This is a genomic window from Cobetia sp. 1AS1 (assembly GCF_029846435.1).
In the GTDB taxonomy this organism is placed as follows: domain Bacteria; phylum Pseudomonadota; class Gammaproteobacteria; order Pseudomonadales; family Halomonadaceae; genus Cobetia; species Cobetia amphilecti.
Window position 1 is genome coordinate 112,815 of record NZ_JARWKU010000005.1, and the last position, 14,897, is coordinate 127,711.

Annotated in this window: 14 protein-coding genes and 3 tRNA genes; 5 read left to right on the forward strand and 12 right to left on the reverse strand. The window is 64.4% G+C overall.

Annotated features, from left to right (window positions below):
- Window positions 1-83: 83 nt before the first annotated feature.
- From QD280_RS10515 to QD280_RS10550, 8 genes are all read right to left on the reverse strand, one after another.
- Window positions 84-1,205, reverse strand: a complete 1,122-nt coding sequence (locus QD280_RS10515) for a 5-(carboxyamino)imidazole ribonucleotide synthase (RefSeq protein WP_107335630.1) — start codon at window positions 1,203-1,205, stop codon at window positions 84-86.
- A gap of 3 nt (window positions 1,206-1,208) precedes the next feature.
- Window positions 1,209-1,727, reverse strand: coding sequence for a 5-(carboxyamino)imidazole ribonucleotide mutase (gene purE, locus QD280_RS10520; protein ID WP_043333193.1), 519 nt, complete (start codon window positions 1,725-1,727; stop codon window positions 1,209-1,211).
- A gap of 221 nt (window positions 1,728-1,948) precedes the next feature.
- The gene (locus tag QD280_RS10525; protein ID WP_225996526.1) at window positions 1,949-2,206 is read right to left on the reverse strand and encodes a DUF1653 domain-containing protein; all 258 of its coding nucleotides are present in this window, start codon (window positions 2,204-2,206) and stop codon (window positions 1,949-1,951) included.
- 44 nt (window positions 2,207-2,250) lie between these two features.
- The gene (tcdA, locus tag QD280_RS10530) at window positions 2,251-3,135 is read right to left on the reverse strand and encodes a tRNA cyclic N6-threonylcarbamoyladenosine(37) synthase TcdA (protein WP_279839187.1); all 885 of its coding nucleotides are present in this window, start codon (window positions 3,133-3,135) and stop codon (window positions 2,251-2,253) included.
- Between the two features lie 245 nt (window positions 3,136-3,380).
- Window positions 3,381-4,319, reverse strand: a complete 939-nt coding sequence (locus QD280_RS10535; RefSeq protein WP_279839188.1) for a pseudouridine synthase — start codon at window positions 4,317-4,319, stop codon at window positions 3,381-3,383.
- A 119-nt stretch (window positions 4,320-4,438) separates the two neighbouring features.
- Window positions 4,439-5,275 (reverse strand): DNA-binding domain-containing protein, encoded by an 837-nt coding sequence (locus QD280_RS10540; RefSeq protein WP_279839189.1) that lies wholly within the window; start codon window positions 5,273-5,275, stop codon window positions 4,439-4,441.
- Window positions 5,272-6,246, reverse strand: a complete 975-nt coding sequence (locus tag QD280_RS10545) for a DUF692 domain-containing protein (protein WP_279839190.1) — start codon at window positions 6,244-6,246, stop codon at window positions 5,272-5,274. Before QD280_RS10545 ends, QD280_RS10540 begins: the two co-directional genes overlap by 4 nt.
- 213 nt (window positions 6,247-6,459) lie before the next feature.
- Window positions 6,460-6,726, reverse strand: a complete 267-nt coding sequence (locus QD280_RS10550) for a hypothetical protein (RefSeq protein ID WP_197738697.1) — start codon at window positions 6,724-6,726, stop codon at window positions 6,460-6,462.
- A gap of 269 nt (window positions 6,727-6,995) precedes the next feature.
- On the opposite strand from QD280_RS10550, the gene QD280_RS10555 reads away from it, so the two are divergent.
- Window positions 6,996-9,494 carry a fatty acid cis/trans isomerase gene (locus QD280_RS10555; RefSeq protein ID WP_279839192.1) on the forward strand — a complete coding sequence of 833 codons (2,499 nt, stop codon included), beginning with the start codon at window positions 6,996-6,998 and terminating at the stop codon, window positions 9,492-9,494.
- 216 nt (window positions 9,495-9,710) lie between these two features.
- On the opposite strand, the gene fnr is transcribed toward QD280_RS10555, so the two are convergent.
- The 4 genes from fnr to QD280_RS10575 form a co-directional block, all read right to left on the reverse strand.
- Window positions 9,711-10,460: a fumarate/nitrate reduction transcriptional regulator Fnr gene (gene fnr / locus QD280_RS10560; protein WP_043333190.1), complete on the reverse strand. Its 750-nt coding sequence runs from the start codon at window positions 10,458-10,460 to the stop codon at window positions 9,711-9,713.
- Between the two features lie 288 nt (window positions 10,461-10,748).
- Complete coding sequence (locus QD280_RS10565) at window positions 10,749-11,027, reverse strand: hypothetical protein (RefSeq protein WP_279839193.1); 279 nt, start codon at window positions 11,025-11,027, stop codon at window positions 10,749-10,751.
- A 25-nt stretch (window positions 11,028-11,052) separates the two neighbouring features.
- Window positions 11,053-11,670 carry a cbb3-type cytochrome c oxidase subunit II gene (locus QD280_RS10570; protein ID WP_279839194.1) on the reverse strand — a complete coding sequence of 206 codons (618 nt, stop codon included), beginning with the start codon at window positions 11,668-11,670 and terminating at the stop codon, window positions 11,053-11,055.
- The gene (locus tag QD280_RS10575) at window positions 11,667-13,217 is read right to left on the reverse strand and encodes a cbb3-type cytochrome c oxidase subunit I (RefSeq protein ID WP_279839195.1); all 1,551 of its coding nucleotides are present in this window, start codon (window positions 13,215-13,217) and stop codon (window positions 11,667-11,669) included. The genes QD280_RS10570 and QD280_RS10575 overlap by 4 nt, the downstream gene beginning before the upstream one ends.
- A 243-nt stretch (window positions 13,218-13,460) precedes the next feature.
- Here QD280_RS10575 and QD280_RS10580 point away from each other — a divergent pair, with 243 nt between their 5' ends.
- From QD280_RS10580 to QD280_RS10595, 4 genes are all read left to right on the forward strand, one after another.
- Complete coding sequence (locus QD280_RS10580; RefSeq protein WP_279839196.1) at window positions 13,461-14,327, forward strand: alpha/beta family hydrolase; 867 nt, start codon at window positions 13,461-13,463, stop codon at window positions 14,325-14,327.
- Window positions 14,328-14,543: 216 nt separating this feature from the next.
- Window positions 14,544-14,619 (forward strand) — tRNA-Val (locus QD280_RS10585).
- Window positions 14,620-14,697: 78 nt separating this feature from the next.
- Window positions 14,698-14,774, forward strand: a tRNA-Asp gene (locus QD280_RS10590).
- 41 nt (window positions 14,775-14,815) lie between these two features.
- Window positions 14,816-14,892, forward strand: a tRNA-Asp gene (locus tag QD280_RS10595).
- Window positions 14,893-14,897: the final 5 nt, after the last annotated feature.

Genomic DNA, 14,897 nt, shown 5'->3' on the forward strand with positions numbered 1-14,897 from the left:
GCTCGCTGAGCCGTGCCGAAACGAAAACGCCCCCGCTGCCGATGGCAGCGGGGGCGTTTCGTCTTCAGTGGCGCAGAACCGGCTTACTTGCCCAGTTCATTGACCAGCAGCGCTTCGACAGCCGCGATGCGGGCGTCGAGGCTCGCCTTGTCGGCGGCCAGAACCGTGATGTGGCCGATCTTGCGCCCCGCACGCGGCGCCTTGCCGTAGTCGTGCAGACGCGCGCCGGGGATGGCGAGCACGGCGTCACGTTCCGGCATGCGGCCGATGATGTTGAGCATCGCGCAGGGCGTGAGCAGTGCGGTCTCGCCCAGCGGCATGCCGGCGACGGCACGCAGGTGATTCTCGAACTGGCTGGTGACGGCGCCTTCGATGCTCCAGTGCCCCGAGTTGTGCACACGCGGTGCGATCTCGTTGGCCAGCAGGCGCTCGCTGCCATCGGCGTCCTTGACGACGAAGAACTCGAAGGCCATCACGCCGACATAGTCGAGCTCGTGCATCACCTTGAAGGCAGCCGCCTCGGCTTCGGCCTGCAGGCCGTGGGAGTCGAGCGGCGTGGAGCAATGCAGGATGCCGCTGCGATGTTCATTGCGCGACAGCGGCCAGGCGCGTGTCTCGCCATCGCGACCGCGTACCGCGATCACCGAGACTTCGTGATCGAAGGCGATGAAGCCTTCCAGGATCAGCGGCACGCTGCCGAGTTCGGCGAAGGTGTCGGCGACGTCGGCCATCTCGCGCAGCACCTTCTGGCCCTTGCCGTCATAGCCCAGCGTACGTGTCTTGAGCACGGCGGGCAGACCGATGGTTGCGACGCCCGCTTCAAGGTCCGCCTGGCTGTCGACCAGCGCCAGCGGCGGCACCTCGATGCCAAGACGCATGAACAGCGACTTCTCGCTCCAGCGGTCACGCGCGGTATCCAGGGCGCCAGCCGGCGGGAAGGTCGGACGCTCGGCTGCCAGACGCGCGACGGCGTCCGCCGGCACGTTCTCGAACTCGAAGGTGATGGCGTCAGACGCCGCCACCAGCTGCGTCAGGGCCGCATCATCCTGCCAATCGGCACAGAGATGATGACCGTGGACGCGACCGCAGGGCGAATCCGAAGGATCAAGGAAGGTGAAGCGGGCATTCAGGGCGGCGCCGGCCTGAGCCAACATGCGGCCCAGCTGACCGCCGCCGACGATACCGAAGCGGAACGGCTGGCTCATGGCTTACTCGCCTCCGTGGGACAGGCTGGGTGCGTCGGGGCGCGGGTCCGGATTGTCGAGCACACGGTCGGTCTGCTCGGCACGGAAGTTGATCAGCGCGGTGCGGATGGCCGGGTACTTGTTGGCCAGCTGGCTGGCGGCCAGCAGCGCGGCATTCACGGCACCGGCGCGGCCGATGGCCAGCGTGCCGGTGGGGATGCCGGCGGGCATCTGCACGATGGAGAGCAGGGAATCGACACCTGACAGCATGCTGGACTGCACCGGCACGCCCAGCACCGGCAGCCAGGTCTTGGCGGCACACATGCCCGGCAGATGCGCCGCGCCGCCGGCACCGGCGATGATGACCTCAAGGCCACGCTCGGCAGCGGTATCGGCATAGTCGAACAGCAGGTCGGGCGTGCGATGGGCAGAGACGACCTTGACCTCGTGTTCGATCCCCAGCGCTTCCAGGGTTTCGACCGTATGGCACATGGTCGCCCAATCCGATTTTGATCCCATGATGACACCAACCAGTGCGCTCATGCTTCCTCCGCTCTTGACGTGGTATGAACCAGCTCACAGTGCCTGCCAGACGTGCCGGGCAGTGCGCTGTGTGGGCGTGGCCGAGCCGCGCGGGCAGATCATGCCCGCAAGCGGCTCAATGCGTATGTCTGGAAAAACAAGCGGCGCAGTATAGCACCGCGACCGACAGGCGGCATGTACCTGTCTGGTCGGTCAGGATGTGGGTGCGGCAAGGCCGCGGATCAGCAGGACCACGCCGAGACCAGCGCGAAGCGTGGCACCGGCTCGCCCTGGATCTCGACGTTCTCCATGAACATGCTCAGCGGACGCACCCACAGCCCGCATTCACCATAAAGAGCACGATAGACCACCAGCAGCTCTTCGGTCTCGCTGTGGCGACTGGTGCCGATCACTTCGTACTGCGCGCCCTTGTAGTGGCGGTAGAGCCCCGGCACGGGACGATTTTCCGGCAGCGGCGGCATGGCAGGCAGGTCAGTCATGGCGTTTTCCTTGAGGGTGAAGCAAGAAGCGAAAAGCAGGCGTATCAGTCGGCAGCGTTCGGCGCATCAGCCACAGACGTGTCATCAGTGACAGGCGTGGCCTTGGCACCGCGGCGTGCGATGCGCGCCAGCGCGCGGGCAGCGGCGGTGAAGCCGAAGCTGCCAGTGACGAAGGTGGCCGCGCCGAAGCCGCCAGCGCAATCCAGGCGCGTGGCGCTGTCGCCGGGCTTGGTGGCACATACCTCGCCGTCGGCGCCGGGGTAGGTCAGTTGCTCGTCGGAATAGACGCACTCGACATCGAACCGGCGCTTCAGGTTGCGACTGAAATTGTAGTCGCGACGCAGTAGTGAGCGAACGCGCGCCAGCAGAGGGTCCTGCTCGGTGCGGGCGAGATCACCGATCTGGATGCGCGTCGGGTCGAGCTGGCCACCGGCGCCGCCCGTCACGGTCAGGCCCAGCTTGCGACGCTTGCACCAGGCGATCAGCGCCGTCTTGGCGGGCACGCTGTCGATGGCGTCGATGACGTGATCGAGGTCGTCGTGGATCAGCTCGGCGAGATTGTCCGGCGTGACGAAGGCCGAGATGGCGTGGATCTTCATCTGCGGCGCGATCAGCTGGCAGCGCTCGGCCAGCACCTCGACCTTGGGACGACCGATCTGGCCATCCAGCGCATGCAGCTGACGATTGACGTTGGAGACGCAGACATCATCGAGATCGATCAGCGTCATCTCGCCGATGCCGGAGCGAGCCAGTGCCTCGGCGCTCCAGCTGCCGACGCCGCCGACCCCGATCACCGCGATATGCGCGTGGCGGAAGTGGGCGAAGGCGCTGGCACCGTAAAGGCGGCGGATGCCACCGAAGCGGAAGTCGTAGTCGTCTTCTGCGGGGGCCTGACTGGCAGCGCCGGCCGCAAAGAAGCTCTCCAGCATCCGTTCGCTGGCGGAGGGCGTGCTGTCGTGAGTCGACGGCTCGCCTGAGGGCTTGCGGTCAGGGCTCTGTTTTTCAGGGCTCTGTTTTTCAGGGCTTTTGTTTCCAGAGCTTTTGTTTTCAGAGCTTTTATTGTCAGAGCTCTGCTGTTCTGGGCTCATGTCGGTCGAGTCCGGGGTGTCGGAAGAGGTGGTCATGCGCAGCTCGCGAATCTCGGGGGAACGGGTGGCAGTCGGCTGGGGCGCGCTCAGTCAGCCGGGTCGTCGGCGGATGCATCGAGCCAGTGTCTGGTCGGGCGCTCTGCCAGATGTTCAGCGTAGCGTTCGGGCAGATGGCCCAGCCAGCCGAAGCGCTCCATCAGTGCCGCGTAGGCGCCTTCTGGCGGACACGACAGGCTCAGCCAGCCGCCCTCGGGATGGGGGAGCTCGAGCCCGACAGCCGCCAGCAGCAGGCGGGGGCATTCCAGTGTCGTGGCGAAGTAGCGATTGTAGTTGCCCTTGCCATGCTTGGCGTCGCCGATGATCGGGTAGCCACGGCGTGACAGGTGACGGCGAATCTGATGGCGGCGGCCGGTCAGCGGACGGGCCTCGACCAGCGAGAAGCGTGACTGCGGATAGCGATCGATGGCAATGGGCAGCTCGACCTGTGCCAGGCGGCGCGTGTCGGTGATGGCTTCCTGCTCCGGCATCTCGGCCTTGGGCAGCTTGCCATCTTCCTTGCGCAGGCCGTAATCGAGGCGTTGCTGCTCGGGCGCGACGCCGCGCACTATCGCCAGATAGCGCTTGCTGACCTGCTGCTCCTCGAAGGCGGTGCTCAGCTTGCGCGCCGCCTGGGGCGAGAGCCCGAACACCATCAGCCCTGATGTGGGGCGATCGAGGCGATGCACGGGGAAGACATGCTGGCCGATCTGGTCGCGCAGACGCTGAAGCAGAAACTCGGTCTCGTGCTTGTCGATGGGGCTGCGGTGCACCAGCAGGCCCGATGGCTTGTGGACCACCACCAGCACCTCATCCTGGAACAGGATGTCGAGTGGCTCGGCGGGTTCAGTCAGCTCAGCAGGCTCAGCCGGCTCAGTCACCTCAGCAGACTTGGCCTCGAGAGGCGTGGGCGTGGCGTCCGCCATCGGCGCAGGTGTCTGAGGCGCCGTCGGCGCGTCGGAGTGCGGAGCATCAGGAGAAGAGGGCATGGGCATCACGGCAGCAGGAAGACGAAAGCCGACCATCGCAATGAGGGTCGGCGTGTATTGTCCGGCTTTCGCCGCTGGCTGTCATGTCCGGTGTGGCGTCGGGCGCGCGGATGCCTATGTCAGGGCCTGATCAGCAGGCCGGCGGCGAGCCACTGCACCAGCAGGTTGATCGCGACGCCCGGGGCTTGCTCTGCCCCCACCTGTGGCGTCAGCAGTTCACCGAGCCGGCCGAAGCTCAGGCCCTCTTCTCCGGCCGCGAGGATGGCGCCGAGAGCCAGGTCTTCCAGCGGCTCGAGAGAGCGATAGTGCACCTCGGGCGCGCCAGCGGTGGGCTGGCGCCAGACGATCCAGGGCGTGGGCGCGTCCGACTCGACCGGTGCGCGTGGTGGCTCATCGTTGTCGATGGCCTTCCAGATGGCCGGCGTATCGAAGTGGAACAAGAAGCGCTTGAGGGACGGGTGCGCTGCCAGGGGCAGCTCGGGCCACTCCTCGGGGGCCAGCGTCTGCAGGGTCTCGACACTCAGCGGGGTGCTGTCCACCACATCCAGCGCCAGCCCCAAAGCCCACTCGAAGGCGGCCATCTCGGTGACCAGGGAGCGCTCGGGTTCGCGCGCCGCGACGAAGGCCGGGAAATGCTGGCCTGCCCAGCGAATCGAATAATGACTCGGCGGGTGGGCCGCGAGGTAGTCACGACACAGCAGCCCGAAGGCGTCATCGCCGATCAGGGTGTGCACGGCCTCGAAATCCCCGCCGAAGACCTCGAAAAGCCGCAGCCGATAGGCCATCACGTAGATGTCGAGGCGCTCCTCGGCGCTGGCAAGCTGATCACTGATGACGGCCTCGGCCGCCGCGCTGCGGGTGTCAGGGCTCGGTGTCGCGAGGTAGGCGCCCGTGGTCTCCTGCAGTTGCATCATGGCGCTGCGGTCAGCATCGCCTGCGGGGCTCGCTTGCGTCATGAGCGCAGCCCTCCGTGGTCTGGCGTCTGATTCGCGCGCGTGGCATCCGCCAGCGGACGACCACTGCGGCGACGCAGCTCGGCGTACTCCTGCATCAACTCCGACCAGGGCGGGAAGTTGTCGTCACGCTCGATCATGGTGGCGACATCGCCGAAGCGCTCCCGCGCGGCGTCATACAGCGTCCACACGGCGCCCGGGACGGGCTGGTCGTGGGTGTCGATGCACAGCTCGCCGCCGGAGACTTCCTGCCGGATATGCCCGGCCAGATGGTGCTGCCAGACGCGTTCTGCCGGCATGGCGTCCAGATAGGTCAGCGGGTCGAAGCCATGATTGTGGCTTGAGACGATGACGTTATTCAGGTCGAGCAGGATCAGGCAGTCGGCACGGCGGCTGACCTCGGCCAGAAACTCCCATTCGCTCATCTCGTCAGGGCGCCAGGTCAGATAGCTGGAGACATTTTCCAGCAATAACTGACGGCCGAGCGCGTTCTGGACCTGATCGATGCGTTCGGCCAGATGGTCGATGGTGGCATCGGTATAGGGCAGCGGCAGCAGGTCGTGGAACTGATGCGCGCCGGTACGCGTCCAGCACAGGTGGTCGGAGACCCACAGCGGCTCGATGCGCTCGCACAAGGCGCGCAGCTCGCGCAGGTAACGGCTGTCGATGGGATGGCTGCCACCGATGGACAGCGAGACCCCATGCAAGGCGATGGGGTAGTGCTCGCGGACTCGCTCGAGGTGATGCAGTGGCTTGCCGCCGGCACTCAGACCACCGGTACTCAGGCCACCAGTTCTCAGGCCACCGGATTCGCTGGCGCCGTGGCCCATGTAGTTCTCGCTGATGGCCTCGAACCAGTCGATATCCGGCAGCGTCGTCAGAATCTCGTGATAGTACTCGGGGCGCAGGCCCAGCCCCTGACCAATGCCGGCGCTGGCGGGCGTGGGCAGGCGAGCGGTGACAGCTGTCGTCATGCGTGAGTCCTCTTCTGAACTAAGGCAGAGGGTGTGGAAAAGGGCGAGGCAGAGGGCGAGTCAGGAGAGCTGAAAGACACCCGCCAGGGTTCCCGGACAGAAAGAGAGCCAGAGCTAGACCCAGAATCAGGAACGGGAGGACGGTGTGCCGTCCTCCCGTCGGGAATTCGCCAGAGGCGCCTGCCAGGGCAGACGCCTCTGCGTGCCTGAGGATCAGCCCTCGACGACAGTACCACCTTCGCCGACACAGGATTCAGCGCTGGCAGTGTACGACCAACCCTGGCCCTTGCAGGCGTTGTGGCCCTTGCAGGCGCTGTTGGCGGTCGCGCATTCGGAGGTGCCCTTGCAGGAGTTGATGCCGGAGCACTTCACCGCATTGTCACCGGCGTGCACCGGCAGCGAGGTCAGGGCGGCAGTGGAGAACAGTGCGGCGGCAGCGGCGGCGAAGGTGGCAGCAGTAACGGTCTTCTTCATGGTCATGATGGCTTCCTATCGGGCAGGGCCCGTATTTTTTGAATTATGGATCAGGAACATCGTGGCACCCGCTTGCGTCAGACAGCTCGTTCAGGCGGGTCATGAAGTCATACGCCGTCAAAATAAAGTTGGATGCGGAAACGCCAAAAAAATCTGACATCATTGTTCACTATGCTTGGAAAGGCAGTCTTGCCGAATTAGTGAGCCTGCTTATGGTACGCTTTCGCCATCATCTGCCCGATTGCCGATATCCCTTCCTCTTGCTGGAGTTCCCCATGCCGGACCTACTTCGACGCCTGTGGCGCATACCGCGCTGGCGCTGGAGCATCGTGCTCGTTCTACTGTTGGGGGGCTGCAGTGCCGTCGCGATTCATCAGCTCGATGAGCGTTTCGGCCCCGCGTCACCGCGTGAGCGGGTGGTGTCACACGACAGTCTTGCCGGGCGTCAGTGGGAGGATGAGGTCAAGCCGGTGATCGAGACGCGCTGCGTGGTCTGTCATGGCTGCTACGACGCTCCCTGTCAGCTCAAGATGTCATCGGCCGCCGGGATCGATCGCGGCATGAATCCGGCGCCGGTCTACGATGGCACGCGCCTGCTGGCGGCCAATCTGACGCGCATGTTCGAGGACGCGGACACCACCGAGCAGTGGCGCAGCATGGACTTCTCGCCGGTGCTCAATGAGCGCTTCGACTCTCCGGCTGCCAATCTGGAGGGCAGTGTGCTGTTCCGTGCGCTCAGCCAGAAGCGCAAGGCGCCGCTGCCGGTGACGGAAGATGGCCTGCTGCCGGAAGACCGCTTCGACCTGTCGCTCAATCGCAGTCAGGTGTGTGCCCCCGTCGAGGGCTACGACAAGTTCGCCGAAGACCATCCTGACTGGGGCATGCCCTACGCCCTGCCACAGGTCAGCGATGAAGAGCACCGCACACTGGTGAACTGGCTGGCCAAGGGTGGCGCGATGACGGGCCCGGCACCGCTGCCCCAGGCGCTGATGCCGCACATCGAGCAGGCCGAGCGCTTCTTCAATGGCGATAGCCTCAAGCAGCGTCTGATGAATCGCTATATCTACGAGCACCTCTTCCTGAGTCATGTGTATTTCCCGGGCATCAAGGGCGCGGACGGACGGCCGGTCTTCTTCAAGCTGGTGCGTTCCAGCACCCCGCCGGGCGAGCCGATCAAGCGCATCTCCACGCGTCGCCCCTACGATGCCCCCTATGCCTCCTACACCGCCGATGAGCGCGCGAGCATGCCTCATGATGAGGCCGGGCGCCCGCGGGTCTATTACCGTCTGTGGCAGGAGCGCGCGACGATCCTGGCCAAGAATCATCTGCCCTATGCGCTCGATGATGCTCGCTTCAAGCGCTGGCAGGCGCTGTTCCTGACACCGGATTACCCGGTGGATGACCTGCCGGATTACGACCTCAAGACGGCCTCGAATCCTTTCCTGACCTTCGAGGCCATCCCGGCCGAGTCACGCTATCGCTTCATGCTGGATGAGTCGCAGAACACCATCATGGGCTTCATCAAGGGGCCGGTCTGTCGCGGGCAGGTCGCGGTGGATGTGATCAATGATCACTTCTGGGTCGGCTTCACTGACCCGAAGATGTTCAGTCACCCGGAAGTGGAACGCACCCTGGCCGAGGAAGGGAAGAATCTCAGCCTGCCCGCCGAGCAGAGCAGCAATGCGTTGCCGATCAGCTCCTGGGTCAAGTTCGAGAGCAAACAGACCGCCTATCTCAAGGCCAAGCAGCGCCTGATGTCCCAGGCCTATCTCGATGGCGATCTGCGCCTGGATGAGCGAGTGCTGTGGGACGGCAGCGGCTGGGCCGAGGGCCCCGGCCAGGGTCGCAACCCCAACGCGGCCCTGACCATCTATCGTCACTTCGACAATGCGGCGGTGATGAAGGGGCTGGTCGGTGGCGTGCCCAAGACGGGCTGGATCATCGATTACCCGATGCTGGAGCGCATCCACTATCTGCTGGTCGCCGGCTTCGATGTCTACGGCAATCTCGGCCATCAGCTGGTCACCCGTCTGTACATGGACTTCCTGCGCATGGAAGGCGAGAACAACCTGCTGGTGCTGTTGCCGGCAGGTGAGCGCCAGGCGGTGCATGACAGCTGGTATCGCGACGTCAGCCCCGGGCTTGTCGAGCTGCTGTTCAAGAAGCCGCCGCAGTTCGATGCGCCCAGTGGCATCGTCTGGACACCGCAGGAGCTGTCATCCCCGAACCAGGCGCGCCTTGGGCTGATGCGGCGCATGCAGGAGCGCCTCGCACCGGAGCTCGGTCATGAGCGCAGCCTGAGCAATGTCGAGGACGAGCACGTGCGACATGAGCTGCAGGCCCTAGCTGCGGTGCAGGGAGTCTCGGCCAGCCTGATGCCGGAGGTGACGATCGTCGCGCTGGAGGATGGCACTGATGACTCGCCGCGCCTTTACAGCGTGCTGCGCAATTCCGCCCACGCCAACATCACCAGCCTGTTCGATGAGGAGAAAAATCGCCGTCCTGAGGAAGACACTCTCGATGTCTTGCGTGGCGTGGCGGGCGATTACCCGAATGCCTTCTGGCGTCTGACGCCTGACACCCTGACGGGACTGGCAGAGCGGGTGGCGGCACTCGAGACCGAAGAGGACTATCGCGCCCTGCAGGCCGATATCGGGGTGCGCCGGACTGACCCGCGCTTCTGGGAGTTCTCCGACAGCGTGCTGCGCACCAACTATGCTGATCGCCCTGTCGAAGCGGGCCTGCTGGACTATAACCGCCTCGAGAACCGCTGATCGCCAGCGAAGGCCGAGACAAGGCCTATTGTCATGACTGTCTGGGCTGCCAGGACTGTCAGGGTTGTCAGGACGACTGACGACTGGCCTGACAGAAAGAAGAAGCCCGCCACGCAAATTGCGTGGCGGGCTTCTGTCTTGTGTGGTGCCGACATGGCGCCCTGGCGGTGGATCAGCGCAGTGTCGCTCAGCGTGATGTGCTGTCAGCAGGCGTCATCAGCGACCACCCTGACACTCGCCTTCGGCCAGTTCGATCAGGCCATCCAGATGCAGGATATGCACCTCGCGGGCACGAATGTCGACCAGCCCCTGGGTCTGGAAGCGGGTCAGGATACGGCTGATGGTTTCGACGGCCAGCCCCAGATAGTTGCCGATATCGGCGCGTGCCATCGAGAGGCGGAAGCTGTACGGCGAATAGCCACGGCGACGGAAGCGCTGTGACAGGTTGACCAGGAAGCTCGCCAGCCGCTCATCGGCTGTCTTGCGCGACAGCAGCATCATCATGCGGCGATCTTCGTGCAACTCCTTGCTCAGGCTCTTGAACAACTGGGTTCTCAGCTCCGGCATCTGCTCCGAGAGCGCATTGAGGCGATCGAAGGGAATCTCGCAGACGGTGGTGGTCTCCAGCGCCACCGCGGTGCCGGGATAGCAATTGCTGTCGATGGCATCGAGTCCGGCCAGCTCGCTGGGCAGGTAGAAGCCGGTCAGCTGCTCCATGCCGCTGTTTTCATTGGTGATCTGCTTGAGACTTCCGGAGCGCACCGTGAAGACGCAATCGAAGGCATCGCCCTGGGTGAAGAGCACTTCCCCTTTTCTGAGTGGCGCGCGACGGCGGATGATGGCGTCAAACTGGTCGATATCTTCCATGTTCAGTGCCAGTGGCAGGCACAGTGAACTCAGCGAACAGGTCTGGCAGCGGGCTTCATGGGCGCGCAAGCGGTGTGATGCCTGTGCATTGGCCGTCATGGTGACTCTCCTGAGGAATGTCACCGCTACCCCTGGGGCAGGGCAGCGGAGGGGTCTTTCGGGCGCAACGAATGGTGGGGCGGGGCCTTGTCGCCCGCCGCTACCCTGCTCAGCCGATGTGATTCGAGCGGCCAGAGTCTGAGCGCTCATCGGCTAATGCAGTGCAATTTCGTGACGCCATAATATTAGATTTTATTAATTCATTATCCTGCCCAACCCATGGGCGTTGCAAGGTGTGTGAACTTTAGGCCTGGTTGGCCCCGCGTGACCATACCGCGACGACCTGCCTCAGCCAGCTGCGCCGAGCAGCAGGATCAGTGCGGCGGCCAGCGTCGCCAGTGCCAGTATGCCCCAGGCACGTGGCGCTGGTGTATCAGGCTGACGTACGCCGTTGATGCGATGTTCCTGCATGGGGCCATCGCCTTCGCGCTCGTCGCTGTCAGCGCTTGCAGCGCGCGAAAGGCTGCCCAGTGCCAGCATGGCGAACAGCACCAGGCTGCCCAGCGTGAGGGCCAGCATCCAGAGATTCCAGAACAGGGGGAGTCCAGTTGTCTCCAGCAGATTCATGTCGTGTCTCCTGAGCGGTGTCCTGTCATGGGCCACGGCTGGCGATGTCGTTCGCGGGGGCGGCCTGCTGCAGGTAGGCGAGCAGCGCCGTGATTTCGGCAGTGCCACGCACGTCATTGGGGGCGGCGAGAATCTCGTCTTCCGCGTAGGGCACGCCCAGGCCCTGCAGGGCTCGCATGCGGGCCGCGATGCCTTCGCCGCTCAACGCCCGCTCGAACAGCCACGGGTAGGCGGGCATCGCTGAGCCCGGCACCTGACTGCGCGGGTCATTCAGATGCAGGCGCTGCCAGGCGTCGTCATGCTGCGCAGGCAGCTGGCTCAAATCCGTCCCCCAGCGCTCGACGCCCCACAGCGAAGGACGGTCGTAGTAGCGCGCCTGGGAGGTCGTCGCATAGCCGTGGCGCGCCGTGTCGCCCGGTAGATCGCGCACCATGCGCGTGTGGCACTGCTGACAGCCCTCGCGTTGGTAGATGCGCTGGCCCTCCAGCGCCAGGGCGCTCAGCGGTTTGAGGTCTTCGGGTGCGCTGGCGAGGCTGGGGTGAGCCCCGAGCGGCACCAGCTGGGCAAGGGCGCCGAGGCTCATGGTGAGCAGGCATAGTGCCGTCATCAGCCCGGCGTGACGTTCGAGCAGGACATGTCTCATGCGCAGTGCCCTCCCGAGGATGTGGCAGGGGGCATGGTAGAGGGGGACGCAGAGTGCATGGCAGGTTCTGATGATGCCTTGTGCGAGCCGGAGCTCAGGCGCTGGCGTTCGCTCTTTTGATCAGCCAGGGTGCGCGTCACGTTGAGGAGCATCAGCAGCAAGCCGAGCGCCCAGCAGGCGAGCCCGCCCAGCGAGATCATCATCGGCATGCGGGCCGCTTCCAGCACCTCGCTCAAGGTGTATAGCGGCCTGCCGTCATCTGCCAGCACATGCCACATGCTGCCTTGAAGCAGCGTGGTCGCCCAGCTGGCGGCAACGCACAGCAGGGTGCCGATGATGGCCAGCAGGGCGTGCGTCTTGAGCAGCGCGAGGGAGCGCATCGGGGGCAGCAGGTGATAGGCCATCACGATGGCGACTGTCGCGACCACCCCCAGGCTTGCTGCCGGCGATAGACTGTTGGTGGCACTGAAGGTCAGGGCGTTGAGTGTCGGCAATGACAGCAGGCTGTACTCAAGTACCGCCAGGGCGAAGCTGACCAGAGCTGCCGCCAGCAGGCAGTTAAGCGGATCACGACGCAATGAGTGCCAATCCTCCTTGAGTGTCATCAGGCCATTGAGGCTGAGTGCCAGCCCCGGCGCCAGCAGCAGGAGGCCCATCGCCATGCCCAGCGTCTGGCTCCAGGCCGGCAGGGCGCTCGCGAACAGCAGCGGAGCACCTCCCCATGTCACCAGCAGTACCAGCATCCAGAAGCTGGTGGCGGCCAGCCGATGCGAGTAGAGCGGCAGCCGCGAGCGGCTCGTCACCATGTGATGGAGCAAGGCAATGACGCCGAATGCGAACATGCCGCCGGGGAGTGGCCCTGCCTGCCAGAGCTGAATCAGTGCCTCGAGGCTGCCCGTGAAGAGCGGTATCGATTCCAGCAGGCCGATCGGCACGCTGAGCGAGATCAGCACATGCTGTATCAACACCAGCATCAGGCCGGCGATGAAGTACCAGCAGGCCACCGGCAGGCGGCGCAGCGTGCGCTGTTCCAGCATTGTGAAGAAGACCCACGCCACGGCCAGCCAGACGAGGGTCATCAGGAGATCGACGAGCCAGGGCGCTTCGGCCATGTATTGGCCCGAGGAGTAGCCTGCGACAATCGCCAGTGCGCCGAGCGCGACCACGGCCTGCCAGCCGAGGAAGGAGAAATGCATCAGCTTGAGCGTGAAGGGAGTCAGTGCGATATCCGGTATCGCCGTCTCGGCGTCCGTGCGTGATTCGCGTTGCAGGACGCTGTGCATGGCGATGGAGTAGCCGCCGGCGATCACTGCCGAGCCGCCCAGACCGAAGAGCAGCAGGTGGTGCTGCAAGGGAGCGAGGCGGCCGTAACTCAGCCAGGCCACTTCCGGCCCCAGCGATGGCCATAGCCAGATGAGGTTGAGCCCCACCGCCAGACAGAAGCTGAGCAGGCCCCAGATGACGGCTATGCGAGCGAAATCATGGCTTGCGTGATGATGGTGGTTCACGCGGGGATGGCAGGCCGAAGCCTCAAGAGCTGTACGCATATCACGACCTCGTCGGCAGTGGGCGAAAGCGCAGTGCTGGTGGTGGCGGTGCTGGAAGCGGCGCTGCGGGAGCGGCCAGGTCATCGACGCCCCTGTCAGGGCGGCAGGGCTGGCGCTGACCGATATCACGCGCGACCATGACCGACTGACAGGCCATCCCTCGCGCTGGAATGCAGCGTTTACCCCTCATCGGTTCCAGCGTTGTCTGGCGCGAGCCGTACGAGATCAACAGGAGAATTTCGCTTGCCCGCCGTCACTTCATCATCGGACGAAGATGCCAATGCGTCCAATACGGCTGAGGTTCCCAGCCCTTACGCCGAGGAAGGCTTTCGTGTCGCCAGCCTGGCCGATGTCGCCTCGGAGCTTGCTGCCCGCCAGACCATGTCCCACGACGCGCTGGCCGCGCGAGGGCCGTGGCGAGGCTGGTTGGCGGAACTGGGCCCGCTTGAGATCCATGGGCGACCGGGGCGTGCCCTGCTGTTGCATGCGCATGGTGCCGGCGCCGGGCGTGAGACCGACTTCCATCAACAGTTCGGCGCTGCCTGCCTGATGCAGGACATGGCGTGGCTGGCATTCGATTTCGGCTATCTCGTCAGGATGCGCTGTGAAGGCCGTCGCCGACCCCCGCCCCGGCTGCCCGGGCTGATCGAGGAGATGGCGTGCTGGTGTCAGGCGCTGATGGCGTGTGTGGCGGCCGTCGACTCCTTGCGATCACTGCCCTGGCTGGTCGGCGGCAAGTCGATGGGCAGTCGTGTGGCCTCCCATCTGCTGGTGGAGTTGACCCGGGTGGCGCATGCGCCGTTGCCGGTCGGGTGGTACGCGCTGGGCTATCCGTTTCATCCCACGGGCAAGCCCGACAAGTTGCGCATCGACCATCTGCCGGATATCCCGATGGCCGGTGTAATCTGTCAGGGCAGCCGCGATCCCTTCGGAACTCGCGAGGAAGTGACGGCATATCCGTTGCCGGAAAGCCTTACATTGCATTGGCTGACTGATGGCGAACATGATTTCAAGCCACGAAAAGCGAGTGGCGAGACGCGTGAAGGACTGATTTCGCGTGCGGCGCAGGCCTTGGCCAATCACCCGGCGCTGGGCGGAAAACGGCAGTGAATCGCCACCATGCGAGGGGCATTACCCTGGCCTTCGATGGCGACAGCGGCATGTCAGAATGATGACGCAACGCTGATGTTTACTGGCCTGCGGGCGATATGCAGTGGGAAAGTCCTGTCTTATCAATACTCTGTTGCGGACGATTGCTGAAATTGCGCGCAAAAAAAGTATTGACTCATGGGCCGGATTCCGTAGAATGCAGCGCCAACGAGACAGGGGTGGTTAGCTCAGTTGGTAGAGCACCAGCCTTACAAGCTGGGGGTCACTGGTTCGAACCCAGTACCACCCACCATTTGAAAAAAGTCATTGCTTTTCAAAGCGTTACTTGATTAAATGGCCTGGTTCGTTAGCAGAAGCAAGCGATTGTCGTGGACCGGTAGTTCAGTTGGTTAGAATGCCGGCCTGTCACGCCGGAGGTCGCGGGTTCGAGTCCCGTCCGGTCCGCCATTCTCGTTTGTCATGCGCCCGATGTTGAGTTGTTCTGAAGTGGACCGGTAGTTCAGTTGGTTAGAATGCCGGCCTGTCACGCCGGAGGTCGCGGGTTCGAGTCCCGTCCGGTCCGCCATCAGA

Bases quoted from the DNA above. Each gene is read 5' to 3' on its own strand.
- QD280_RS10515 (WP_107335630.1), bottom strand. From the start codon at position 1,205: ATGAGCCAGCCGTTCCGCTTCGGTATCGTCGGCGGCGGTCAGCTGGGC.
- purE (WP_043333193.1), bottom strand. From the start codon at position 1,727: ATGAGCGCACTGGTTGGTGTCATCATGGGATCAAAATCGGATTGGGCG.
- QD280_RS10525 (WP_225996526.1), bottom strand. From the start codon at position 2,206: ATGACTGACCTGCCTGCCATGCCGCCGCTGCCGGAAAATCGTCCCGTG.
- tcdA (WP_279839187.1), bottom strand. From the start codon at position 3,135: ATGCTGGAGAGCTTCTTTGCGGCCGGCGCTGCCAGTCAGGCCCCCGCA.
- QD280_RS10535 (WP_279839188.1), bottom strand. From the start codon at position 4,319: ATGCCCTCTTCTCCTGATGCTCCGCACTCCGACGCGCCGACGGCGCCT.
- QD280_RS10540 (WP_279839189.1), bottom strand. From the start codon at position 5,275: ATGACGCAAGCGAGCCCCGCAGGCGATGCTGACCGCAGCGCCATGATG.
- QD280_RS10545 (WP_279839190.1), bottom strand. From the start codon at position 6,246: ATGACGACAGCTGTCACCGCTCGCCTGCCCACGCCCGCCAGCGCCGGC.
- QD280_RS10550 (WP_197738697.1), bottom strand. From the start codon at position 6,726: ATGACCATGAAGAAGACCGTTACTGCTGCCACCTTCGCCGCCGCTGCC.
- QD280_RS10555 (WP_279839192.1), top strand. From the start codon at position 6,996: ATGCCGGACCTACTTCGACGCCTGTGGCGCATACCGCGCTGGCGCTGG.
- fnr (WP_043333190.1), bottom strand. From the start codon at position 10,460: ATGACGGCCAATGCACAGGCATCACACCGCTTGCGCGCCCATGAAGCC.
- QD280_RS10565 (WP_279839193.1), bottom strand. From the start codon at position 11,027: ATGAATCTGCTGGAGACAACTGGACTCCCCCTGTTCTGGAATCTCTGG.
- QD280_RS10570 (WP_279839194.1), bottom strand. From the start codon at position 11,670: ATGAGACATGTCCTGCTCGAACGTCACGCCGGGCTGATGACGGCACTA.
- QD280_RS10575 (WP_279839195.1), bottom strand. From the start codon at position 13,217: ATGCGTACAGCTCTTGAGGCTTCGGCCTGCCATCCCCGCGTGAACCAC.